We start from the raw sequence: 24,369 nt of genomic DNA on the forward strand, positions 1-24,369 counted from the left end.
GTATTCGATTTTTCGCTGGGCAATCCGAGCGTTCCGGCGCCCGCTGCTGTGGCTGAGTCGATTAAGAAGGCCCTGGAGCTGCCGAGTGACCAGTTGCACGGCTACACCCCCGCTCCGGGCCTGCCGCAATGTCGAGCAGCCGTCGCCGAATCGCTCAACCGCCGCTTTGGCACGAGCTATGAGGGCAAAGACGTCTTTATGACGGTGGGTGCCGCGGCTTCGCTCACCTGCGCGCTCAACGCCGTTACGAATCCGGGCGACGAGGTTATTGTTATCGCCCCGTACTTTCCGGAGTATCGCGTTTGGATTGAGAAGGCCGGCTGTACGTGTGTTGAGGCGCTCGCCGATGAAGATACGTTCCAGCTGAGCGTGGACAACGTGCTCAAGGCGATCAGCGATAAGACGGCGGCCGTCATCATCGACTCTCCCAACAATCCGACCGGTGCCGTATATACATGCGACACGTTGACGCGACTGGCCAATGTTCTGCGCGAGGCCAACGCTCAGCGCGATTCCGAGAATCCGATTATGCTCATCTCGGATGAGCCGTACCGCGAGATCGTGTACGGTGCCGAGGTGCCTTGGGTGCCCTCGATCTACGAGCACACCATCGTGTGCTACTCGTATTCCAAGTCGCTGTCGCTGCCTGGTGAGCGCGTTGGTTGGATCTTGGTTCCCAACACCAATCCGCAGGCTGCCCGTCTGATGCCGGCTGTTGCGGGTGCTGCCCGTACGCTGGGCTTCGTGTGCGCGCCGGCGCTCTTTCAGCGCGTAATTATCGACTGCATCGATGAGCCGAGTGACGTTGAGGCCTATGCACGTAACCGCACCGCGCTTACCGACGCACTAGCGGAGTATGGCTACACCTATGTTGAGCCGGATGGCGCGTTCTACCTATGGGTGAAAGCGTTGGAGTCCGATGCGAATGCGTTTTGCGAGCGCGCAAAGAAGTATGAGTTGCTTGCGGTTCCCTCGGACAGCTTTGGTATGCCGGGTTGGTTCCGCCTGGGCTATTGCGTGAGCTACGAAACGATTGTCAATTCGCTACCCGCTTGGAAACAGTTGGCGGACGAGTATCGTTAAAAGTAAAGCGCTCTGCCTACAATGTTTTACGTGAAACGGGGTTTGGTGTTAAGCCGGACCCCGTTGTCATGGACGTTGTGTCTTTGGGATGGAGTGGTTTTACGACTATCGAAGGCTATGCGTACAATGAATATAAGCGACGGCCGTGCCAGATAAGGAGACCTGATGCCCTACCTGCTTTCTTGTGACATTCATACCCATACGATGTTCTCTGCGCATGCATATTCGACCATTGAGGAGAATGTGTACTGGGCGGCAGAGCGTGGTCTGCAGGTGCTCGGATCTGCCGACCATTTGAGCTCTATGGTTACGGCTTGCCCCAATGACCTGCGCAGTTACCAGTTCTTTATCAACCAGGATATCTGGCCGCGCATTTGGAGCGGCGTGCTGGTGCTGCGTGGTGCCGAGGCCGATATCGTTTCGCTGGACGGAAGCCTGTTTGGCGAGGACACTCCTGTCACGCTCGATATCGCCGGCGATTCGTACAGCCGTCAGCATTCACTGTTCGATTTGGTTACGCGTAATTTGGATTATTTGGTTGCAAGCGTGCATAATCCGCAGATTGCTGAGGGCGCGACGCTGGCCCAGACGACCGAGATGTATATCAATGCCCTGGAGCACCCCAAGGTGTTCATGCTGGGCCACACGGGGCGTTCGGGCGTGCCGTTCGATATCGACGAGGTGCTGTTGGCAGCTAAGGCCAAGCACAAGATTATTGAGATCAACAACCATAGTCTTGAACACGGTGTCGACACTGAGCATTGGGCCGTATGCCGCAAGATCGCCGAGCGCTGCGCCGAGCTGGGCGTGGGCATTGGCGTTTCGACCGATGCGCACATTGGCATGGCAATTGGTAAGCTCGATTACGCTCGCAAGATGCTCGACGAGATTCACTTCCCGTTGGATCTGATCGTGACGCGCGATCGCGAGACGCTGCTGCGCGAGATGGCGGCAGCCGGCGTGTGCGATCTGCGCAATGGGATGTAGCGGAGTTTATAAACCAAGCGAAGGGGGCGGCCCAGGCGGGTCGCCCCCTTTCTTGTGCCGGTGGATTAGCGGCGTTCGAGGACCGCTACGGTTTCGGTGTGGTCGGTGTGAGGGAACATGTCGACGGGCGTGATCTTGAGCAGGCGATAGCCTCCGTCGAGGAGCTGATGCAGGTCGCGCTCTTGAGTCACGGGGTTGCAGCTGATATAGGTGATGCGGCGCGGCTTAAGCGCGCAGGCAGCTTCGAGGAACTCGGGGGTAGAGCCGGCGCGCGGCGGATCGATGGAAAGGACATCGACCCGCTCGTTGTTATCGGCGGCATCCAGGATGTAATCGGTGGCATCGTCGGCCATAAACCAAGCGCTGCGGGTGAGGCCGTTGAGCTCGGCATTACGACGTGCGTCGGCAATGCCGGCGTGGTTGCGCTCCACGCCAAGCAGCATAATACCGACGCCCTTGTCCTGGGCGGCTTTGGCTGCGCACAGGCCGATAGTTCCACTACCGCAATAGGCATCCATGAGTACGTCGCCCTGCTGCAGGTCCATGCCGTCAATCGCGAGCTGATAGAGCAGCTCGGTCTGCTGCGGGTTGGTCTGGTAGAACGCGGTGGGGGAGATATCGAACTCGCAGCCGAGCAGCTGGTCGCGCATGCACTCGGCGCCATATACAATGCGGGTTTCCTCGCCGAGGATGGCGTTGCCGGGACGTCCGTTGATGTTTTGGGCGACGGTGACGATGTGCGGATTGAGTGCGGCGACAGCCTCAAAGAACTCCTGCGCATGCGGCAAGTCGCGCTGAGCGGTCACGAGCGTAACCATGACCTGGTCGGTACGCCAACCGCAGCGGACGACGGCATAGCGAAGCAAACCAAGATGCTTGTCCTCATTAAAGGCGGGAATATGCAGCCGCTCAGCTTCGCGTGCGATGCCGTTGAGAATCTGACGGGCACCCGGTGCCTCGACAGGACACTCGGGTACGGCAACGATCTTGTGCGTGCCGCGCTCAAAGAAACCGCAACGGACAGCACCCTCCTTACCGGGAGCAAAGGGAGTGGCGGCCTTATGGCGAAAACCGCGCGGCGCAGGATATTTGCCCGGGTCGCCCAGGGTGACGCCCATACCGCGAATGGGGTCGACGCTAATGCCCTCGCGCTCGCAAAGGGTAGCAAAAAGCTCCTCCATGGCGGCCTGCTTGGCTGCCAACTGCTTCTTATAAGGACGATTGAGCGCCGTGCATCCGCCACAAGCTCTCATGATGGAACAGGGAGACTTGGGATCCACAGCCTTACGCGCAGACGAAACCGGATCTTTATGCGGACGCTTGGAGCGAGTCTGAGACGCTTTGTCTCCGCCTCGACGAGAGTCAGAACGCTTGGTCTTAGCCCTGCTCTTGGCCGATTTGCTTTTTGCAGCTTTAGAAGACTTGGATTTCGTAGAAGATTTCTCCTCCGACCCCTCAGCTGCTTCGATCAAAGCACGACGAGCCTTACGCTCCGCACGAGATTCTGCCATGAATTAACCCCACTAATTTATTAATTTAAAGCTACAAGCATTGTACCGTGCCAAGCCAACAGACGATATGCAAGCGGTTTATTGGTATCAGTGATAGGTACAACGATGATTGCCCGCTGGGCTCCGGGGCGGGGGTTAAGTTTATCGCGAGTTCCGCACGAACAGGAGGCCACTTAATGTGGCCTCCGTCGTGAGCAGGACTGTAGAGCAGGAAACTTAACCCCCGCCCCGGAGCCCAGCGGGCAACCCCTCCCTTGTGCTCTATCACGCTAAAGTGTATGATTCTGAACGTTACATGACTCACTTTATCTAACTAAAGTGCCATCAAGGGGGAATACCATGAACACCGATATGTCTCGTCGTCAGTTTGTTGGTCTAGCCGGCTCGCTCGCCACGGTGCTTGGCCTTGGTCTTGTCGGTTGCGGCGGTGGTGCCGGCAAGGGCTCCGCTGCTGGCTCTGCCGCGGCCAAGGATGTGAAGGGTGCTGCGGAGTCCAAGAAGCTCGTGGTGGGCTTCGATAAGTCCTATCCTCCGTACGGCTTTGTGGGCGACGATGGCGAGTACACCGGCTTTGATCTCGATCTGGCCAAGGCTGTTGCCGATAAGCAGGGCTGGGAGGTCAAATACGAGGCCATCGACTGGGACGCCAAGGATACGCTGCTTAACTCGGGCGCCATCAACTGCATCTGGAACGGCTTTACCATGGAGGGCCGTGAGGACGACTACACGTTCTCCGAGCCGTACATGCTCAACGAGCAGGTGCTGGTGGTCAAGAAGGATGCGGGCATCAAGGGCTGGGACGATCTTGCCGGCAAGACTGTGATTACCCAGACTGATTCCGCTGCGCAGGACGTGCTTGAGGGTGACCAGAAGGATCTGGCAGCGACGTTTGCCACGCTCGACACGATCGGCGAGTACAACACGGCCTTTATGCAGCTCGAGAGCGGCGCGGTCGATGCCGTGGCGTGCGACCTTTCGATTGCCCAGTATCAGCTTGCCGCCAAGCCCGATGCCTATACGCAGCTTGATGAGCCGCTGTCCAGCGAGCACTACGCCGTTGGCTTTAAGAAGGGCGACACCAAGTCGGCCGATGCTGTAGCCGAGTCGCTCAAGGTGCTCTACGAGGACGGCACGGTCAAGGACCTCTGCGATAAATATTCAAGCTATGGTTTGTCTTTCGATAATTGGGTGCTCAAGTAATGTCTATTCAGGTCATGATGCAGATGCTTGGCCAGGGGTTCTTGGTCAGTTTGCAGCTGTTTGTGTTGACGCTGCTCGGGTCGATTCCGCTGGGAATTCCCGTGGCGTTTATGCGCATGAGCAAAATCGCGCCGCTTCGCTGGATTGCGCGCATCTATATCTCGGTCATGCGCGGCACGCCGCTCATGCTGCAGATGTTTGCCATCTACTTTGCCCCGTATTACGTGTTTGGCATTTCGCTCACGCCCGATTCCAAGTGGACGGCGTGCGTCGTGGCGTTCATCATCAACTACGCCGGTTACTTTGCCGAGATCTATCGCTCGGGCTTGCAGTCCATTCCGCGCGGTCAATACGAGGCTGCCGAGGTGCTGGGCTATTCGCGCGTGCAGACGTTTCTGTATATCGTGATGCCGCAGGTCGCCAAGCGTATTCTGCCGGCGATGGGCAACGAGATCATCACGCTGGTCAAGGACACGTCGCTGGCGTTTGCCATTGGCGTGGGTGAGATGTTCTCGACGGCCAAGGCGCTGGTCGCCTCGCAGGTGAGCATGGTGCCGTTTGCGATTGCGGCGCTGATTTACTGGGTCTTTAATTTCGTTGTCGAGATGCTGCTGGGCGCCGCCGAGAAAAAATTGGATTACTACCATGATTAATTCGGTAATGAATATATCGAACGCTCGCAAGGCGTTTGGCGGCAATGAGGTGCTCAAGGATATCTCGCTCGAGGTAAAGCGTGGAGAGGTCGTGGCGATTATCGGGCCTTCGGGTGGCGGCAAGTCCACGCTGCTGCGGTGTGCCACGCTGCTCGAGACGCTCGACGGAGGCTCGCTCTCGTTTGGCGACCTTGCCGTTGCGACGGATGCGGGTTCGGGCGCGGTCTATGCGAAGGGCGATGTGCCCAGGCAGGCGCGCTCGCGATTTGGCCTGGTGTTTCAGAACTACAATCTGTTCCCGCACTATACCGTGATGAAAAACATCACCGATGCGCCGATCCGCGTTCTTAAGCGCCCGCGCGAGCAGGCGGAAGCTCGTGCGCATGAATTGATTGCTCAGATGGGGCTTGTGGGCAACGAGAACAAGGTTCCGTGTGAGCTTTCGGGCGGTCAGCAACAGCGCGTGAGTATTGCCCGCGCCTTGGCGCTCGACCCGGAAATCTTGTTCTTTGACGAGCCGACCTCGGCGCTCGATCCCGAGCTAACGGCCGAGGTGCTGCGTGTCATTAAAGACCTTGCCGCGCAGAATATGACGATGGTGATCGTGACCCACGCGATGCAGTTTGCGCGCGATGTTGCCGATCGCGTGGTCTTTATGGACGGAGGCCGCATTGTCGAGGAGGGTCCGGCCGAGCAGGTTATCAATCACCCGCGTGAGCAACGTACCCGTGAGTTCTTGAGCCGTATCGAGGGATAGGCTCAGGTATTTGCTCAACTATTAATTGAGGCGAAGCCGCCGCAGGTCTTACGGTCTGTGGCGGCTTTTTGTTTGCATCGGCGGGGTTCAATAATCGCCTCACAAGCTTGTCTCTTCCTCTCGCCGCCTGTATTCATACGTGTGCCGAAAGGTGTGCATGGACGGTCGCCCGTGAGGGTAGGGTGGTGGCATAGGACATTTGGAGGGTGAGTCGGCTCGGCTGCCGACCATGCTGCTCCCGGGATGGCACCGACCGCGAACTCTCCCCGTTGGCGTCGCGCAATGCGCGCGGCCCTGCAAGGAGGTCATCATGGGTGCTCCCAAGACCGGCAATGTAAGGAACGTGGTGCTCGTAGGCCAAGGCGGGGTGGGCAAGACTTCACTCGCCGAGGCCATGCTCCACCTTTCTGGCAAGACCGCCCGCCTGGGCGGCCACGACGGCACCAAGCCCACGCTCGACTATGACCCCGAAGAGGTCAAGCGTGCATTTTCCATCTCGACGACCATTGCACCGATCGACTGGAAGGGCGCGCGCATCAATGTGCTCGATGCCCCGTGTTACCCCGATTTTATCGGCGACGCCTTTGCCGCGATGAGCGTCTGCGAGACGGCGCTGTTCGTGGTCGACGCCGAGGCCGGCCCGCAGCCGACGACGGTTAAGCTTTGGTACGCCGCCGAGGATCTGCGCCTGGCGCGCGCGGTGTTCGTAAACCGCCTGTCGCGTCCCGAGGCCAGCTTTGCGTCCACCATGGAACTGCTGCAGGAGCGCTTTGGTACACGCTTGGGCGCCGTGACCCTGGGCTGGGGCGAGGGCGAGGACTTTGACGGCATCATCGACCTGGTGCGCATGAAGGCGCGCCATTGCAACGGCACCGAAGCCGTTGAGTCGGAGATTCCCGAGGAGTATCGTGCCCAGGCCGAGGAGGCCCATGACCATCTGTGCGAGTTGGTGGCCGAGGCCGACGACGAGCTGATGATGAAGTACTTGGAAGGTGAGGAGACGCTGACGCAGGAGGAGCTTGAAGGCCTGCTGTCGAAGGCGATCGCCGAGCGCATCTTTGTGCCGGTCTTTGCGGGCGATTGCATTAAGGAGCAGGGCGTCAACTCGCTGATGGACGACATCGCCACGTACTTCCCGGCGCCAACGGACTACGGCGAGATGCCGCTCATCGACGGTGACTCGCTCAAGATTTCGAGTGACGATGACCGTCCGGTGGCATTTGTGTTTAAGACGCTGGCCGACCCGCAGCAGGGTCGCATCAGCTTTATCAAGGTACTGACGGGTACGCTTGAGCCGGGCCTTGAGCTGATCAATGCACGTACGCGCAAGGGTGAGCGTCTGGCTCACCTGTATGTGATGTGCGGTCGTGACATGACCGAGGTCGGCCACGCCTATGCCGGCGACATCATCGTGGCGCCTAAGCTGGCTGCCGAGACGGGCGATACGCTCTCGATTACCGGCAAGGTCGAGGCCGCGGCGTTTAAGTTCCCCAACTCGCAGTACCGCATTGCCATCGAGGCCGAGAACCGCGGTGACGAGGAGAAGCTCTACACGTTTATCGAGAAAGCCTGCAAGGCCGATCCGACCATGAGCATCGACCGCGACGAGGAGACCGGGCAGACCATCATCTCGGCGGTGGGCGAGGCGCAGGTTTCGGTGCTGCTCAACCGTTTGGAGGACCGCACCAAGGTTGCGGCAAAGAGCGTTCCAATCCGCATTCCGTATCGCGAGACCATCCGCCGCACGGCGAGCGCCCAGGGTCGCCACAAGAAGCAGACCGGCGGCGCCGGCCAGTACGGCGACTGCTGGCTGCGCGTGGAGCCGCTCATTGGGCCCGACGGCACGAGCGATGGTTATGAGTTTGTTGACGAGGTCGTGGGTGGCCGCATCCCGCGCTCGCTCATCCCCGCCGTGGACAAGGGCGTCCAGGAGACTATGAAGGACGGCATCATTGCCGGTTACCCGCTTACGGGCATTCGCGTGGCTGTGTATGACGGCTCGTATCACAGCGTCGACTCCAACGAGATGGCGTTTCGCGCGGCGGCTCGCATCGGCCTGCGCAAGGCATGCGCCGATGCCGACCCGGTGGTGCTGGAGCCCATCGAGGAAATCACGGTGACTATCCCCGAGAGCTACGCCGGCGCCGTGATGGGCGACATCTCGGCCTCGCGTGGTCGCGTGACGGGTATGGATACCGATGATCGCGGCGATACCGTGGTTATTGCCCAGGCGCCGCTGGCCGAGCTGACGGATTACTCGACGCGCCTGCGCTCTATCACGCGCGGCACGGGTGACTTTACCATGCAGCCCGCAGGCTATGAGCAGGTTCCTTATGACGTTCAGGCCAAGCTGGTCGAGCGCTATGAGGAGGGCCGCGCCAAGTAACGTGCGGTTTTGCCTGCAACATGCATACCGATGCAAGGGCCGCTCCGGGTAATCCGGGGCGGCCCTTTTTGATCCCTTGGGGACGGAGGAAAACGGATCATTTTAGGTTTTGTGGCAGCTTGGTCGGCCCTAGTCCCCCGAGGCTTGATTGCGGCCGGTGGCGTAGTCGATCTGCACATGCGGCTGCAGGTTGTAGCAGTACACGTGGAAGCACAGGGTCTTACCGTGGTCCTCAACCGATTGCGCCTCAAGACGCACGCCGCGACAGACGAGTTCCTCTTCGTTGTACATGGGCGTGACGCGGTAGAGCACATGGTTGCCCGTGTCGCGGATGTAGTCGAGGATCTGCTCTTCAAATGGCAGCATGCCCGTCTCGTTGAGATAGCGCGTGCCGGTGAGGAGATTCTTGCGGTTGGCGTTTTCGCCGCAGAGTGACCAGGCGATGAGGTGACAGCGGTTGTAGAGACTCTGACTCGGAATAAAGTCGTAGCGCTGCTGGTGCCAACCGGCAGGATGGATACGCGAGATATCGCCGCGCTTGCCTTGACCGAGCGATTCGGAGCCCACGCAGGCGAGCGCCTTGCGGGTGCGGCCAAGGATGTCGAGCTTGGAGAATTTCTTAAAGCAGGCCTCTGCGGTGGCACGATCGTATTCATCGAGCGTGAACGACGGCGTGCCCAGCGGGTGCGTGCTGTCGGCGCGAAGGGCTACGTAGGGGTTGCCGGCGTAGTCGGGAATGCTGCTGAGATAAACACCGCGGGCGCGGTTGAGGTCGGGGTTTTCCACCTCGTCGATGGGGGTGGCGTTCGAAGAGACATCGTCAGCGGTGCCGGTCGTGGCGGATTCGGAGCCATCGCCGGAGTCCTGGCTGTGTTGGGAGTCCGAGGAACTCGCTGTTCCCGATTCGAGCCGGGCAACCAGGCCTGCCTCGTCGTCGGTACGGCTGGGATTCTCGTTTTGCTTCTCCGCCAGAGCCGTCGCCTGCTCATCGCTTTGCGGCGACAACAACTTGGGTGCTCCGTCGATCGATCCTGTGAACAGCGCAAATCCCAGCACCACGGCGGTGCCAATGGAAAGTACTTGCTTGTAGGCGGACTTGCGCGACATTGCGGCTCCTGGATGGACGGTTGGGAATCTACCAGTCTAGCAGGAGCCGGCAGAGGCCGTTCTGTCGAACAAATACTTAAGATTTGGGACAAACGCTACTGGTTCATTTGCTTCATATTTGACGTATGGCCTAGATCGAGGTGGAACCGAGCCAATTGAGTTTGCATTCGAGAATGCGCTGCTCACCGGGTTCGCTGCTGCCATCAAGTAGGGCGAGCAGCATCTCGGCTGCTTCGCGACCTTCCTGGTCGACGGGCTCGATGATCGTGGAGACGGTCGGCGTGGTGAGGTTGGTCCAGTCTTCGCAGTTGAGTCCCAAAAGGCCGATTTGCTTCGGAAGTAGATGGGCCATGGGCTGGAGGGCCTTGTAGACACGGGGGAGTGCCCACTGATTTTGCACGAAGATAAGGGTTCGCTTGGCGGGGTTGAGCTTGTATTTAAAGTATTCGGTGAGCTCGCTGATTGACGGCTTGTTGTGATCGATGGGAATGGCTTTGTAGAGCTGCCCATTCGCGGCCAATGCCTCGGCATATCCCTGAAAACGTTCCATGCGGGTGCGCATTTCGGTCATATTGGCGGCAATGGAGAAAAAGTCCTCGTAGCCGGCATCGAGAAGCGCCTGCGTGGCATTGTATACGCCGTCGTAGAGGTTGGTTTTGATCCAGCTGGTGCCTGGGCTGTAGATGGCCGCGTCAAAAAAGACGACGGGCTTGCCGGCGCGCTTGATGCGGTCGTGGACGGCCTTGAAATTTGCCGTGGGCTGGATGATAAAACCATCGACGCCCAGCGAGAGCATTTTGTCGACATATATGAGCTCGGTCTCGGGGTCGAAATTGCTGGTGCAAACGACCGTCTGGTAGCCCGCGGGGAGCATGACTTGTTCCATGCCGTTGAGGACGAGGCCCGCCCACTTGTTGGTGTTATCCAAAATGATGATGGCGATGACGTGGGTCTGCTTGCCGGTGAGCGTTTGCGCTTGGGCGTTGGGAACGTATCCGAGTTCCTTGATGACGCGCGCAATCTTTGCCTGCGTCTTCTCGCTAAGCTTTTCTCGTTTGTCGTTGAGGTAATACGAGACGCTTGCCGTCGAGGTTCCCGCCTCTCGAGCGACGTCTGCGATCGTAACGCGCTGTTTTGCCACAGCGACTCCTTCCGACAGATGAGCATTTTCCAACATGATGACTTTGAGTCTTGGTGAGGGATGCGCTTCGGTGAGCGACTTTTTCCTTTCATATGAGTATGCAACAAATGCGGTATACGGGTGGGGTCGAAATTTGTGACCGGCATGCGCATCTGCCGTCTACCGAGAAAATCAAATACTTCTTGACTTTTGAAATCGAGGGTAAAATCGCAGGATTCATTTTTGGTTAAACGCATAACTAAATCGCATAACTAATGCCCTGACCTGCGCGTTTACCGAATTGAGCTGGTTTTATCAATGCCAGCACCATATATTGGTCTTGTCGAAAAGACAGCAAGTCCAAACGGCAGGGGATGCTCCGGAGGCCTCCGCAAACGGTGTCTTGCGCACGCAACTCTATGAAAAGAGGGAAGCAATGAAGATCGTAGGCGTTGCCGCCTGTACCGTGGGTATCGCCCACACGTATATGGCCCAGAAGGCGATTCAGGATGAATGCGCCGCCCGTGGCATCGAGTGCAAAGTCGAGGCTCAGGGTGGTCTGGGTATCGAGAACGAGCTGACGCAGGAAGACGTGGATTCCGCCGACCTGGTGCTCGAGTCCGTCGACGTGGGTGTCGAGAACGAGGATCGTTTTGAGCAGAAGATGGCCGAGGGCAAGTTCCTCAAGGTCGGTACTTCCGATGTGATCGCCGATCCGGTCAAGATTATCGACCAGGCCGTTGAGACCATTAAGGCGACGGGTGGCGCAGTTTACGCGCCCAAGGCCGAGGCCAAGGCAGAGAAGAAGGCCGTCTCCGCTGCCCCGCAGGCCCCGACACCGGCGTCCAAGCAGTCCATCTTTGCCGATCCTGGCAAGACGCTGCTCAATGCGTTCAATACCGGCGTTTCCTATTTTATCCCCATCGTCGTTATCGGTGGCGTGTTCCTTGCCTTTTCGTTGGCGTCCGGTACTGCCGGTGCTAGCGGCATGGAGGTCACCAACCCGTTGATGGTGAGCCTTAACACCATCGGCATGGCCGGCATCTCTATGATGATTCCGGTGCTTGCGGCATACATCTCCTACTCGATGGCCGGCAAGCCCGCGCTTGCCCCTGGCTTCGTCCTGGGCTACTTGGTTAACAACGCCGTCGTCACCCCGAGCGGCAACAGCGTTTCGACCGGCTTCTTGGGTGCCATGATCATGGCGGTTATCTGCGGCTACTTTGTCCGCTGGATGAAGACCTGGAAGGTCAACAACACCATTCAGACCATCATGCCGATCTTGATCATCCCGATTCTGACCTCTCTCGTCCTGGGTATGGCCTACATCTACATCCTGGCCACGCCGCTTGGCTTTGTGATGGATTGGCTCACCAGCGTGCTCGGTAGCTTGCAGGGCGGCTCCGCCGTTGTCCTGGGCCTGGTCATTGGTGTTATGACCGCCTTCGATATGGGTGGCCCTATCAACAAGACCGCTTCGACCTTTACCATGGCCATCATGGCCTCCGGTATCTACGGCCCCAACGGTATGTTCCGCGTCGCCGTCGCCATTCCCCCGATCGCCTGTGGTCTCGCCGCGCTCATCGCCAAGAACAAGTTCGATGACGCTGACCGTCAGATGGGCATCTCCGCGCTGTTCATGGGCTGCATCGGCATTACCGAGGGCGCTATCCCCTTCGCGGTCAAGGATCTTGGCCACACCCTGCCCGGCATCTGCATCGGCTCTGCCGTGGGCGCGGCGCTTGCCGCCTTCCAGGGCATCGATTGCTACGTTCCGCATGGTGGCTTTATCGTCGCCCTGGCCACCAACAACGTCGCGCTGTTCTGCCTGGACATCGTGATTGGCTCCTTGGTCGCCGCTGCAATCCTGATTGCCATGAAGCCCACGCTCGATAAGCAGGCCAAGTAAACCTTTAAGGACTCCGGTTGTGCGGAGGGATGGATTTGACTCCGCACAACCGCCCCTACACAACAAAATCCATCCGTACTGATAGGGCCCACATCTGGGTCCCAGGGAACTTTTGTCAAAAATCCTCTGGAGAAGGAGAACAAAATGTCCAACCTCACCATCCGCCAGGCCGTTCAGGGCATGCTCAAGCTACAGGATAGCGGCGATCACGCAACCATGGTCGGCATTGGCCCCATGAGCCCCAACCTGATTCAGGCCGTGTTCGAGCTTGCCAAGGACGAGGATTTCCCACCCATGTTTATCGCCAGCCGCAACCAGGTCGATATGGACGAGATGGGCGCCGGCTACGTCAACGGTTGGGACCAGACGCGCTTTGCCGCCGACATCAAGAAGGTTGCCGACGAGGTGGGTTACACCGGTCCGTACTACCTGTGCCGCGATCACGGCGGCCCGTGGCAGCGCGACGAGGAGCGTAACGCCCACCTGCCCGAGGACGAGGCCATGGAGCTCGCTCGCAAGTCATTCGTCGCCGACATGGAGGCGGGCTTTGACCTGCTGATGGTCGACCCCACCAAGGACCCCTATCAGATCGGCAAGGTTATTCCGCTCGACGTGGTGCTTCGCCGCACGATCGATCTTATCGACTACCTTGAGCAGTACCGTCGCGAGCATAACCTGCCCGAGGTTGCCTATGAGGTCGGTACCGAGGAGACCAATGGCGGCCTGACCTCTACCGACAAGTACGAGGAGTTCATTTCTCAGCTGCAGCCCGAGCTCGAGAAGCGCGGCTGCCCCATGCCCACCTTTATCGTCGGTCAGACCGGTACGCTCACCCGTTGGACCGAGCAGGTCGGTCATTACAACTTTAAGAATGCCCGCGAGCTCGCCGACATGGCCAAGCGCTACGGCGTGGGCCTGAAGGAGCACAACGCCGACTACCTGGACGACGCGACGCTGCTCGAGCACATCCCGGCTCACGTGACGGCCTCCAATGTCGCCCCTCAGTACGGCACCGAGGAGACCCGCGCTTACCTCAAGCTCTGCGCTACCGAGCAGATCCTGGTCGACAACGGCCTGTGCGACGATCCTTCCGACCTGTACCACACGTTGTTGGTCAAGGCTATCAAGACCGAGCGCTGGCGCAAGTGGATGACCGGCGATGACGTTAACCTGCAGGTTGATGACATCCTGGCAGACGACGAGCTCAGCCTGAAGATTCTGGATGTCTCCGGTCACTACGCCTTCAACGACCCCGAGGTCAAGGAGCAGGTCGAGAAGCTCTACCGCAACCTCGCTGCCCAGGACATCGACGGCAAGCGCTTTGTGATCGAGCACATCAAGCGCCCGATCAAGCAGTACGTCGTCGGTCTTAACCTCAAGGGCGTCACGAGCCGCATCGAGAAGGCTCTCGAGGACTAGGTAGTTTTTCCTACACGACGCCGGGCCCGGGGCATGTCCCAGCTGCGGGCCCGGCACATAGGACAAAGGGACATCCCCTTTGTCCTATTTTTGAGTTTTGGATTCCTTAGAAGGAGTTTGCACCATGAAGTTCTTTATCGATACCGCCAACCTTGACGAGATTGCCGAGGCCAAGAGCTGGGGCTGCCTGGCCGGTGTTACCACCAATCCGTCCCTGTACGCCAAGACTGGCGGTAAGCTCGCCGACTTTGAGCCCCATATGCTCAAGATTGCCGAGCTCTGCGAGGGACTGCCCGTGTCCGCCGAGTCTACCGCCACCACGGCTGAGGGCATGATCGAGGAGGGCAATCGTCTTGCCGCTCTGGCTCCCAACATCGTGGTTAAGCTTCCCGTGTGCGAGGCCGGCCTCGCCGCCTGTCGCGCCCTGGCCGATGCGGGCGTGCGTGTCAACATGACGCTTGTTTTCTCGCCGACCCAGGCCCTTATGGCCGCCAACGCCGGCGCCCGCTACATCAGCCCGTTTGTGGGACGCTTCGACGACATCGCCGAGGATGGTATTTCGCAGCTCGACAACGTTGTGACCTGCATCAAGAACTATGACTGGACCGGCAAGAACGTCGACGACACCGTTGAGATCATCACTGCTTCGGTCCGCACGCCCAACCACGTGACCCAGGCGGCTCTTCTTGGCGCCGACATCGCGACCGTGCCTATGGCCGCTCTCAAGAAGTGCCTGCATCACCCGCTGACCGACCAGGGCCTTGCCTCGTTCGAGGCTGACTGGCAGAAGGTCGTCGCTCAGGCTTAACGAGTGGATTGCCCCGGCATCGCGTCATCCGGTGCCGGGGTTGTTCTCAAGAGAGGAATTCGTATGACCAACCAGGAGCTGGCGAAGGTCGCCAATGAGGTCAGGAAGGGTGTCGTGACTGCGGTTCACGCGGCCAAGTCGGGACATCCGGGTGGATCGCTCGGTGCTGCCGACATCATGACGTATCTGTACTTTGAGGAAATGAATATCGATCCTGCCGACCCTCACAAGGCCGATCGCGATCGCTTTGTGCTCTCCAAGGGTCACGCGGCGCCGGGCCTGTATTCGGTGTTGGCACATCGCGGCTATTTTCCCGTCGAAGAGCTCGAGACGCTCCGCCATATTGGCAGCCGACTGCAGGGCCATCCCAACATGAACGACACCCCGGGCATCGATATGTCCACCGGCTCGCTCGGTCAGGGCATCTCTGCTGCAGTTGGAATGGCGCTTGCCGCTAAGCACTGGGGCGACAGCTACCGCGTCTACACGTTGCTGGGCGACGGTGAGTGCGAGGAAGGCCAGGTGTGGGAGGCGGCCATGTTTGCCGGCAACCATGCGCTCGACAATCTTGTTGCCGTCGTCGACCACAACGGCTTGCAGATTGACGGCAGTATCGACGAAGTTAACTCGGCTATGCCGCTTGCCGACAAGTTCCGCGCCTTTAAGTGGCATGTGATCGAGCTCGCCGACGGTAACGACATGGCGCAGATTGCCGCCGCCTTTGCCGAGGCCCGCAAAGTGAGCGACTCGCCCGTGGCCATTATCGCCGAGACGGTGAAGGGCAAGGGCGTCTCCTTTATGGAAAACCAGGTGGGCTGGCACGGCAAGGCGCCCAACGATGAACAGTTTGAGCAGGCCATGGCCGAGCTCGCAGCAGCAGGGGAGGAGCTCTAATGGCAGACGTCAAGAAAGTCGCCACGCGCGTTAGCTATGGCGAGGCACTTGTCGAGCTGGGCAATGAGCGCGATGACTTTGTGGTTCTCGATGCCGACCTGGCCGCCGCAACGCAGACCGGTAAGTTTAAGGCTGCGCACCCTGAGCGCTTCTACGACGCCGGCATTGCCGAGAGCAACTTGATGGGGCTCGCCGCCGGCATTGCGACCACGGGCCACGTCGCCTTTGCGAGCACCTTTGCCATGTTCGCCGCCGGCCGCGCGTACGAACAAGTGCGTAATTCCATCGGCTATCCGCACCTCAACGTCAAAATCGGTGCCACGCATGCGGGTATCTCGGTCGGTGAAGACGGTGCCACGCATCAGTGCTGCGAGGACATCGCGCTCATGCGCACGATCCCGGGTATGACGGTGATCGTTCCCGCCGATGACATCGAGGCTCGCGCTTGCGTGCGCGCCGCCTATGAGTTTGAGGGACCGGTCTACATGCGCTTCGGCCGCCTGGCAACACCGGTCATCAACGATCGCGAGGACTATGAGTTCAAGATTGGTCGCGGCGTGGTCGTGCGCGAGGGGTCCGATGTGACCATCATCGCTTGTGGCCTTATGGTCGCCGAGGCGCTTGAGGCTGCCGAGGCGCTCGCTGCCGATGGTATCGATGCCGAGGTCATCAACATGCACACGATCAAGCCGCTTGATGAGCGCCTGGTGGTTGCCAGCGCCAAGAAGACTGGTCGTGTGGTCACCGCCGAGGAGCATTCGATTATCGGCGGTCTTGGCGAGGCCGTGGCCTCGGTGCTCGCGGAACAGCATCCGGTGCCGATGCGACGCGTCGGCGTGCGCGATGTGTATGGCGAGTCCGGCCCTGCGGTCGATTTGCTGCACAAGTACGGTTTGGGCGCCGACGGCATCGAAGCTGCGGTCAGGTCCGTGTTGTAGGGAGGGCTTTCCATGGGATTTGTATCTGCCAACCAAGTGAAGATTGGCTACGCCGCCGCCTCGCGCGAGGGCGCGTTGCATTATCTGTCTGAGCAGGCTGTTGAGCTTGGCTTTGCCGATGATGCTTCTGCTGTCGAGGCTGCCTTTATCGCTCGCGAGAACGAGGCCGAGACGGGCCTTGTCGCCGGTTTTGCCGTTCCGCATGCCAAGAGCGATGCGATCCATACGCCGGGCGTGGCCGTGCTCAAGCTGTCCGAGCCTGTTGAGTGGCCGAGCTTTGATGGCGTGCCTGTCGATGTCGCGCTTGCGCTGTACGTGCCCGCCGGCGAAGCCGGAACCACGCACCTGCGTCTGCTTTCCAAGGCTGCCGTGATGTTGATGGACGCCGGTTTCCGCGACAAGGTGCGCGCGAGCACCGATCCCGTCGAGATTGCCGAGCTCATCAACGCAGGACTCGAGGGCTAGAACGGGCTCTCCGTTCCATTAATCGATCCTTCTTCAAGGAAAGGGGCCGCGATGCCATAGAGGTGTCGCGGCCCTTTTTGTGTTTCCCCAGATAAAACCTGCCAAAATAAACCTGTCTCTTTTTGACAGGTTAATCGGGAGCTATTTCACCGCAATTTAGGGTGCGGTTAGGAAGTGTGCACCTTAAAGAGCAGGGCCCATGATTAGAGAGGTTGCGCTCGTCTCTCTAAATGTCTCTCTAAAGAGAAAGCCAGTTAAAGAGATAACATTGGGTAATCTAACAGCGAATTCGATACATCTCTCTAAATGTCTCTCTAAAATAAGGTGCTTATCTCTCTAAAGTTAGAGAGATATACTATACTTTAGAGAGATAAATCTACCGTTTTAGAGAGACGGAATGCCAATGCTGCTGGATGAACCTCTTGGCCTTATCGTTGAGCGCCTTCGCAGGCGAGGGACTGATGACGCATCGGTAGAAGTTAAAGCCTGCACGAATAAATTGAGCGCAGACGTATGGGAGACAGTGAGCGCTTTTGCGAACACTGCGGGTGGGCTCATTATTTTGGGCCTGAACGAAGCCGAAGGATTTGTTCCTTCGGCTAACTTTGCTATCGATAGGGTGCGCGATCAGTTTGTTTCGGGTATCGGAGACGGAGGCTCAGCAGCAGTGGTGACCCATGCGCCGCGGTACGAGCTTGATCGAGGCGAGGTCGACGGGCTCCAGGTGCTTCTGGTGCGCATCTTTGAACTTGAGCTTAAAGCGAAGCCTTGCTATATCGGCGCGCGCGGCGTACAGAACGGTAGCTACAAGCGCGTGGATGATAAAGATATCAAGATGTCACCCGCTGAGCTATATGAGCTGCAGAGTGCGTTGCTTCCGAGCGATGCAGACGGCACGGTGGTTTCGGAGGCAACAGTCGAGGATTTGGATCCAGATGTCGTGCGGTCTATTATCGCAAATCGCCGGCTGCAGACCCCCCGCGTTTTGCGCGGGGCCGATACGCTGGAAAAGCAGCTGGTCAGACTCAATATCACTACAAAGGATGGTGCGGTGAAGCTCGCGGGGCTTCTTTCGGCGGGAATTTACCCCCAGCAGTTCTATCCCAAACTCATGATCGATGTCGCCGTTCATTCCGATGTGGAAAAATCTGCACCCGGGCAGCCCCGGTTTATTGACCGCCAGTTGTGCGATGGCCCGATTCCGGCTTGCATCGAAGATGCCCTTGCCGCGATTGGACGAAACTTGCGCAAAGCGGCGATAGTGCAAGGCGCTGGCAGAAGGGATGATTGGGAAGTTCCCCAGGAGGTTTTGCGCGAGGCCTTGGCAAATGCCTGCATCCATCGAGAATATTCACCCATGTTTGTGGGGCAGGCCGTGAGTGTCGATATCTATCCAGACAGAATAGAGATCAAAAACCCTGGCGGGCTTTGGGGCGGAAAGACGGTGGACAATCTTGCAGACGGGGAATCGCGCTGCCGAAACCCAAAGCTCATGAGCCTAATGGGGGCGACGCCGTTAGAGCATGCCGAGGGGGCCGTTGCGGAAAGCCAAGGATCTGGTATCCCGGCTATGATTCGCGAGATGGAGTCTCGTTCGCTTGGCAGGCCGAAATTTATCGTTAAGGCCGATTCGTTTACGGTGCTGCTTTCCCGGCACGGGGCGGAGCTAGCTGAAAACCGCACGTGGATTCAGAGCCATGTGGGCACCGAGCTGACGGATCGCGAGGAAACACTGCTCATGTTTATGCGGGAGCATGGGTGCGTATGCGATGTTCAAAAAATACGAGAGGCCCTAAAGTGGGATTCGGATGACATTCGCCTGATCTGCGGGGACCTTGTGGATAAACATGTCCTGTCAAAATGCGGCAAAGACACGTTTGAAATTATCGATTTGAACAGAGGATCGTCAGCTTCGACGGCGGATAGGATCCTGGAGGCTCTCAGCGCCGAAGTGGATATGACGGCGCGAGAAATTGCGGTTGCATCGGGGGTCAGAATTTCGTCCGTCCGCTACCATCTGCCAAAAATGGCGGATAAAGGGCTCATCGAAGTAATGGGTTCATCGACGAGCCGCAACCGCCGCTATCGGAAGAAGTAGATGCGGCCGGGTCGCCCCTCTAGTGTCTCTCGAAGTTGGACGGGTGCTAGAGGGGCGATTGTCTTGCGATGTTTCCCCAGATAAAACCTGCCAAAATAAACCTGTCCCTTTTTGGCAGGTCTGCGGGTCCATGCCCGCCAAACGGAGTTGCGGTGGAATAGTTCCTGTTTTGGCCCGATAGGCCGCAAAACGGGAACTATTCCACCGCAACTTATCGGGATACGCTACTGGTTCATGTTGCCGTGGATGTAGGGGGTGACCTCGGGGGAGATGTGGGCGCAGCCCAGCTCGCGCAGCGCGGACTCGATGGCGGCGGGCAACGGGGTCTTGCCCTCGCCGTCGACGGCAGCGCCGCCGACGGCGGCGATCTTGGCGACATCTGCGGGCGCGGCCTCGATATGCATGCAGCCGCCGACCAAGCGCGCGCGTACCTGCGCCAGGTCGAGATCGTGCAGGTAGTCCTCGCAGACGCGGATTAAATCGACCTTCTCGCGCGTAAGCTCCTCGCCCGTGGGGACGCGCGTGGCAAGACAGGCTCCCGCCGGCAGGTTCCAAACGGGATAGCCCCATGCGCGCAACAGCTCGCGCTCTTCGTCCTTGGTAAAGCCGACCTCCATAAGAGGGGAGCGTACGCCGAGCTCTTCTGCGGCGCGCATGCCAGGGCGGTAGTCACCGCGATCGCTTGCATTGCTGCCATCGATGACGGTGGAAAAGCCGAGCGACTTGGCGTGGTTGACGATGGCGGTAAAGCCGGCCTGCTTACAGTGGTAGCAGCGATTGGCATCGTTGCAGGCTACTTGGGGGAGCTGCAGCTGATCGACCGAAAGATTGAGCACAGGGAGCTTAAAATGCGGCTCCTCATTGGCTTGCCCGTCAACGGACCGCTCAAACGAAGCCTGTTCAGGCGTGCCGATGAGCGGCGTGGTGAGGTGAACGAGAAGCGTGCTGGCCGGCATGATGCGGGCGCAGACCGCGGCTAAAAAGCTGCTGTCGACGCCACCGGAAAAGCCGATGGCGACGCGTCCGTATGCCAAAAGCAGCTGTTCGAGCGCTGCGAGTTTGTCCTGAAGCTCCTCTGCAGGTGCGGTGGTGTCTGAAAGCATGAAACATTCCTTACCAATATGTACTCGATCGAAAACTATAATCCTACCGAGCTGCTTGTCATAAGATTTCTACCTATGTAATGAAAGCGCAATATGGTATATACGTTATATACAAGTTGCCAAATGCGGTAGAGTTGCGGCAATGCGACAGCGAGAGTCGATGGGGGACCGATATGATCAAGGCTGTTATTTTTGACATGGATGGAACGCTGGTCGATACCGAGCGTCTGGGCATCAAGGCATGGAAAGCGCCCGCTGCTGAGCTGGGGCTCGCGATTGATGATGCGCTGATCCATCAGTTTATCGGTCGCACGCTGCCCGATGTCATGGACATCCTTGAGGCGCATTACGGCAGCAGAGAAACCGCTGAGGCGATCTATCGTCGCCACAAGGAGATTCGCGACGAGATGGTCAAGACCGAACTGGAACTTAAGGCCGGTGCCGCCGAGTGCCTGGACGAGCTGCTGGCCGCGGGCTATCACGTGGGCCTTGCGACGTCATCGCGTCATACCACGGCCGAGCACAACCTTAAGATGGTCGGTCTCTTTGACAGGTTTGAAACGGTAACGTGTGGCGAGGACGTCGTGCACGGCAAGCCCGACCCCGAGATGTATCTGCTCGCCTGCGAGCGCGCGGGCTTTGTCCCCGAGGAATGCGCCGTGGTCGAGGATTCGCGCAACGGCTGCGTCTCGGGCATCACGGCCGGCTGCCACGTCTTTGCCGTCCCCGATATCGTGCCGCTGCCGCAGGACGTGGCGGACGGCTGCGAGGCCGTGCTCGATACGCTGTTCGATCTGACGGCGGCGGTCAAGGCCGTGCGCTAGACTCTGCACCTGAGCCATTTCAATAGCATTCTTAAGATGTGGCCAACCGCTTAGCTGGGTGTCCGCATCTATATCCAAGATCCCGAATGCGCCCGTGGGCGTTGTCTGCCGCTAGCGGTGACGACAGCGGCGCCCGCGCGGAAGCGCTGATACGGCCAGCCCCTCTTATCTCACCAAGACTGCAGTTTTGGCCGATAAGAGGGGCTTTGTGCTTTAAATAATCGAGGCAGCCGCCTTGGCAAGAGGTTGGCGGGGCTTTGGACGTTACGAGTTATTCCAAGAGCCAGTCGATTACGTTGCGCTTGCGAACTCCTTCGTAGTTTGCGTCAGCAAATAGCGTGTCGAGCGTAAGAAGCGTCTTGGGATAGTTGTCTCGGACTTTCTTAAAGGGGGCCAACTCGCGGTTGAGGGTGGTTTCGTCGAGTGTGGTGGCTGAAACCTGAAAATAGGCCGTCTCGTCTGAGCCTAGGGCAACAAAATCGATTTCCCCATCATCGATATCGCCCACGTAGACGTCGTATCCGCGGCGTAGAAGCTCGAGATAGACGACATTTTCGAGAATATGACCGATGTCGCTGCTCTGAGTTTTGACGAGAGCGCCTCTAAGTCCAAGGTCAACGGCGTAGTATTTGCCGTTTGTTGTTAGAAGCTGTCGACCGCGTACGTTGTAGCGCGGCGCTGAATACAGTACGAGACTGTCTGTTAAGCCTTTGAGGTACTTGGCGACGGTCTTCTGATCGGTTTTGTTGCCGTTGGACGAGAGCGTGTCGGAGATTTTTTTAACCGAGGTTCGGCTTCCGATGTTATGGAGTAGGAACTTGGTGATATCGCGCAGGGTCGAGACGTCCGAGACCTTCAAGCGTTCGATAACGTCGCGTATGACTATGGTGTCGTAGAGACTCATAAGGTAATCACGCGCCTGGGGACCCTGGATACCCGTTTCGGCGATAAAGGGAAAGGAGCCCCGGGTGATGTACTCGTCAAACAGCTGGGTAGGAGCCTTTCCGCCATTGGTTTTTGCCGAGCAAAACTCTTTAAAGGAGAGGGGCAGCATCTTGAGCTCTACGTAGCGACCGGATAGTAAGGTTGCCAGCTCGCTCGAGAGCAGATAGGCGTTGGAACCGGTTATGTAGAGATCGACATTATCCCTGATAAATAGGCTGTCGACGGCTTTTTCGAAGTGCTCGACATGCTGTATCTCGTCCAGAAAAACATAGTTCATCTTATCGGGGACGAGTCTGGCGGAAACGTAGTCGTAGAGTGCTCTATACGACGTAAGAGACTCGAACTCCAGATCTTCAAAGTTGAGGGATATAACCTGGGCATCTGTGGTTCCATGGTCGCGCAAATGACCATGGTAAATCTCGAATAGCTTCGATTTGCCAGACCTACGCACGCCCGAAACGACCTTGATAACATGCGAGTCTTTCCATGAAATGAGCCAGTCGAGGTACTGTTTGCGGTCAATCAAATCCATAAAGCCTCTCCCTGGGTCTGAAAACATTGGAACAAAATCAATATTTATATGACTCCCTGCGATTAGGTTCCACATTCTCACCCCCTTTCTCGTTGGAAAGTTGGTGGTGCTTCCCCCTTTTCGCGGGGCAATACTGCCTTTTGAAAAAAACGCCGAAGATTTTCGGATTTTTTTCAAAAAATTTTTTGAGCAGCAAAATACGCCTGTCCGAAAAGCCCGGACAGGCGTATAGGTATTGTAAGTAGTATTTAGATGATTAGACAGTTCATATTCAAGGGTGGAGAGGTTCCCGACGGTGGTCGGGCTTTTTTTGATAAGTCAATGACCGTCGGATTTTGTCGATAGGGTATGTGCTTCATGGCGGCTACCTCCTTTAGCCGCCGCTTTTAACAGTGATACCGCGTCATTTCATCAGAAAATAAAAAGAAACGGCGGCTTTGATTTTTCAAAGCTGCTGCGGAAATCAAAGAACGACAAGCAACAGTTCTGATTTTGCTCCAATATGGTTATTGGGGCACAAATTAAAATCAAAAAAGAGCCGATAACAGCAGTATTTCAAACTGCATATTATCGGCTCTGCGTCTGTGCGTCTGGCTCTTTTAATTAAATTATTTTTGTTGTTTTTTGGCTTTATTATATGTATTAGCTAATTGTCCACAAGCTGCTTTAATCTTTCTACCATGAGAAACTCTCATGGTAACTTCAAGTCCTGTTTGCTCTAATTGATGTTTGAACGCAACCATTTCTTGTTTTTGTGGTGCTCTAATTTTTGAATTACTCGTCGGGTTGTATTGCAGCACGTTAATCATAACATTTTTGCCCTTAAACCATTTTGCAAGTTGCCTTATATCTGAGGAACGGTCATTTATACCTGGTAAAAGTAAATACGCAAATACCACTTTTCGATTATGCCTTTGTGAATAGGACAATGCTTGCTTAACAACATCTTCAATAGCGTACATGTGCATATGAGGAATGATACAGTTTCTCGCAGCCTGTGTTGCTGCATGTAAAGATATTGTCAACTGAATTTTTAGATGTTCTTCGCGCAATTTTTTTAATTGATTAACTGGACCAACTGTTGATACGGTAATGCCGTCGGTTGGAAAGTTAAGTCCATTTCTATCTCGAAGAATATGGATTGCTGCAATCAAGTTGTCGTAATTGAATAAAGGTTCTCCCATTCCCATAAAAACGATACGATTTACTTTTTGACGTATCAATATGACCTGCTGCACAATTTCAGACGGTGTTAGATTACGAACAAAACCATTGCGTCCGGACTCACAAAAAATACAGCCAACAGAACAACCAACTTGCGTACTTACGCAAACAGTCCCACCATCTCGCCGTTTAATAAAAACCGTTTCGATATACCTGTTGTCTTTCAATTCATAAACATACTTTTCAGTATCGCTACTTTTATAGACTTTTTTTGTTGATATTGATAGATTTTTTTTGTGAAATGGCTGTTTATATAATTCCGTATATAAGGCTCTTGCTTTATCCTCTCCAATTACTTCCGACATTTCTTTGTAAGTAAATCCGTATGGGGTAATGTCGAGAAAGTTGGTGTAGCGCCCGATCCGAAGTGAGTCGGCCCGGCGTCCTGGAATCTGGAATACGGTTG

The 24,369-nt window shown here is 57.2% G+C and carries 20 protein-coding genes; 14 read left to right on the forward strand and 6 right to left on the reverse strand.

What is annotated here, in order from left to right:
- On the forward strand, positions 1-1,083 hold a 1,083-nt coding region (locus tag ABHR75_RS07380; protein ID WP_346963993.1), incomplete at its 5' end, for a pyridoxal phosphate-dependent aminotransferase.
- Positions 1,084-1,248: 165 nt separating this feature from the next.
- Positions 1,249-2,070 (forward strand): phosphatase, encoded by an 822-nt coding sequence (locus tag ABHR75_RS07385; protein WP_055286222.1) that lies wholly within the window; start codon positions 1,249-1,251, stop codon positions 2,068-2,070.
- Positions 2,071-2,135: 65 nt separating this feature from the next.
- Here ABHR75_RS07385 and rlmD read toward each other — a convergent pair whose 3' ends face one another.
- Positions 2,136-3,350 carry a 23S rRNA (uracil(1939)-C(5))-methyltransferase RlmD gene (rlmD, locus tag ABHR75_RS07390; protein ID WP_346963994.1) on the reverse strand — a complete coding sequence of 405 codons (1,215 nt, stop codon included), beginning with the start codon at positions 3,348-3,350 and terminating at the stop codon, positions 2,136-2,138.
- A gap of 570 nt (positions 3,351-3,920) precedes the next feature.
- Here rlmD and ABHR75_RS07395 point away from each other — a divergent pair.
- The 4 genes from ABHR75_RS07395 to ABHR75_RS07410 all read left to right on the forward strand — a co-directional run bounded on the left by ABHR75_RS07395 (position 3,921) and on the right by ABHR75_RS07410 (position 8,577).
- A complete protein-coding gene (locus ABHR75_RS07395) occupies positions 3,921-4,781 on the forward strand; it encodes a transporter substrate-binding domain-containing protein (protein WP_346963995.1) in 861 nt (286 codons plus the stop codon).
- The gene (locus tag ABHR75_RS07400; RefSeq protein ID WP_006235606.1) at positions 4,781-5,434 is read left to right on the forward strand and encodes an amino acid ABC transporter permease; all 654 of its coding nucleotides are present in this window, start codon (positions 4,781-4,783) and stop codon (positions 5,432-5,434) included. The genes ABHR75_RS07395 and ABHR75_RS07400 overlap by 1 nt, the downstream gene beginning before the upstream one ends.
- Positions 5,427-6,191, forward strand: a complete 765-nt coding sequence (locus ABHR75_RS07405) for an amino acid ABC transporter ATP-binding protein (RefSeq protein ID WP_346963996.1) — start codon at positions 5,427-5,429, stop codon at positions 6,189-6,191. Before ABHR75_RS07400 ends, ABHR75_RS07405 begins: the two co-directional genes overlap by 8 nt.
- A gap of 310 nt (positions 6,192-6,501) precedes the next feature.
- Positions 6,502-8,577 carry an elongation factor G gene (locus ABHR75_RS07410; protein ID WP_346963997.1) on the forward strand — a complete coding sequence of 692 codons (2,076 nt, stop codon included), beginning with the start codon at positions 6,502-6,504 and terminating at the stop codon, positions 8,575-8,577.
- A 129-nt stretch (positions 8,578-8,706) separates the two neighbouring features.
- Here ABHR75_RS07410 and ABHR75_RS07415 read toward each other — a convergent pair whose 3' ends face one another.
- Both ABHR75_RS07415 and ABHR75_RS07420 read right to left on the reverse strand, forming a co-directional pair.
- Complete coding sequence (locus ABHR75_RS07415; protein WP_346963998.1) at positions 8,707-9,684, reverse strand: DNA/RNA non-specific endonuclease; 978 nt, start codon at positions 9,682-9,684, stop codon at positions 8,707-8,709.
- 130 nt (positions 9,685-9,814) lie between these two features.
- Positions 9,815-10,825, reverse strand: a complete 1,011-nt coding sequence (locus ABHR75_RS07420; RefSeq protein WP_346963999.1) for a LacI family DNA-binding transcriptional regulator — start codon at positions 10,823-10,825, stop codon at positions 9,815-9,817.
- A gap of 415 nt (positions 10,826-11,240) precedes the next feature.
- Here ABHR75_RS07420 and ABHR75_RS07425 point away from each other — a divergent pair, with 415 nt between their 5' ends.
- The 7 genes from ABHR75_RS07425 (at position 11,241) to ABHR75_RS07455 (ending at position 19,335) form a co-directional block, all read left to right on the forward strand.
- Complete coding sequence (locus tag ABHR75_RS07425; RefSeq protein ID WP_156599829.1) at positions 11,241-12,713, forward strand: PTS fructose transporter subunit IIC; 1,473 nt, start codon at positions 11,241-11,243, stop codon at positions 12,711-12,713.
- Between the two features lie 144 nt (positions 12,714-12,857).
- Positions 12,858-14,132, forward strand: a complete 1,275-nt coding sequence (locus tag ABHR75_RS07430; protein WP_006235615.1) for a class II D-tagatose-bisphosphate aldolase non-catalytic subunit — start codon at positions 12,858-12,860, stop codon at positions 14,130-14,132.
- A 124-nt stretch (positions 14,133-14,256) separates the two neighbouring features.
- Complete coding sequence (fsa, locus tag ABHR75_RS07435; RefSeq protein ID WP_161162224.1) at positions 14,257-14,940, forward strand: fructose-6-phosphate aldolase; 684 nt, start codon at positions 14,257-14,259, stop codon at positions 14,938-14,940.
- Positions 14,941-15,003: 63 nt separating this feature from the next.
- Complete coding sequence (locus ABHR75_RS07440; RefSeq protein ID WP_346964000.1) at positions 15,004-15,834, forward strand: transketolase; 831 nt, start codon at positions 15,004-15,006, stop codon at positions 15,832-15,834.
- Entirely contained in the window at positions 15,834-16,772 is a 939-nt protein-coding gene (locus ABHR75_RS07445) for a transketolase family protein (protein WP_346964001.1), read from the forward strand. The genes ABHR75_RS07440 and ABHR75_RS07445 overlap by 1 nt, the downstream gene beginning before the upstream one ends.
- A gap of 12 nt (positions 16,773-16,784) precedes the next feature.
- On the forward strand, positions 16,785-17,237 hold the full coding sequence (locus ABHR75_RS07450; protein WP_346964002.1) for a PTS sugar transporter subunit IIA: 453 nt from the start codon (positions 16,785-16,787) through the stop codon (positions 17,235-17,237).
- A 403-nt stretch (positions 17,238-17,640) separates the two neighbouring features.
- Complete coding sequence (locus tag ABHR75_RS07455; protein WP_346964003.1) at positions 17,641-19,335, forward strand: ATP-binding protein; 1,695 nt, start codon at positions 17,641-17,643, stop codon at positions 19,333-19,335.
- A gap of 224 nt (positions 19,336-19,559) precedes the next feature.
- On the opposite strand, the gene larE is transcribed toward ABHR75_RS07455, so the two are convergent.
- Positions 19,560-20,438 carry an ATP-dependent sacrificial sulfur transferase LarE gene (gene larE, locus ABHR75_RS07460; protein ID WP_346964004.1) on the reverse strand — a complete coding sequence of 293 codons (879 nt, stop codon included), beginning with the start codon at positions 20,436-20,438 and terminating at the stop codon, positions 19,560-19,562.
- Between the two features lie 173 nt (positions 20,439-20,611).
- Here larE and ABHR75_RS07465 point away from each other — a divergent pair, with 173 nt between their 5' ends.
- Positions 20,612-21,262 (forward strand): HAD family hydrolase, encoded by a 651-nt coding sequence (locus tag ABHR75_RS07465; RefSeq protein ID WP_346964005.1) that lies wholly within the window; start codon positions 20,612-20,614, stop codon positions 21,260-21,262.
- Between the two features lie 271 nt (positions 21,263-21,533).
- Here ABHR75_RS07465 and ABHR75_RS07470 read toward each other — a convergent pair whose 3' ends face one another.
- On the reverse strand, positions 21,534-22,739 hold the full coding sequence (locus tag ABHR75_RS07470) for an ATP-binding protein (protein ID WP_346964006.1): 1,206 nt from the start codon (positions 22,737-22,739) through the stop codon (positions 21,534-21,536).
- 608 nt (positions 22,740-23,347) lie between these two features.
- Positions 23,348-24,369 (reverse strand): 23S rRNA (adenine(2503)-C(2))-methyltransferase RlmN (rlmN, locus tag ABHR75_RS07475; protein WP_430392709.1); only part of this gene is annotated, 1,022 nt, incomplete at its 5' end.

The sequence above is a fragment of the Collinsella aerofaciens genome (assembly GCF_039752955.1).
In the GTDB taxonomy this organism is placed as follows: Bacteria; Actinomycetota; Coriobacteriia; order Coriobacteriales; family Coriobacteriaceae; genus Collinsella; species Collinsella aerofaciens_BI.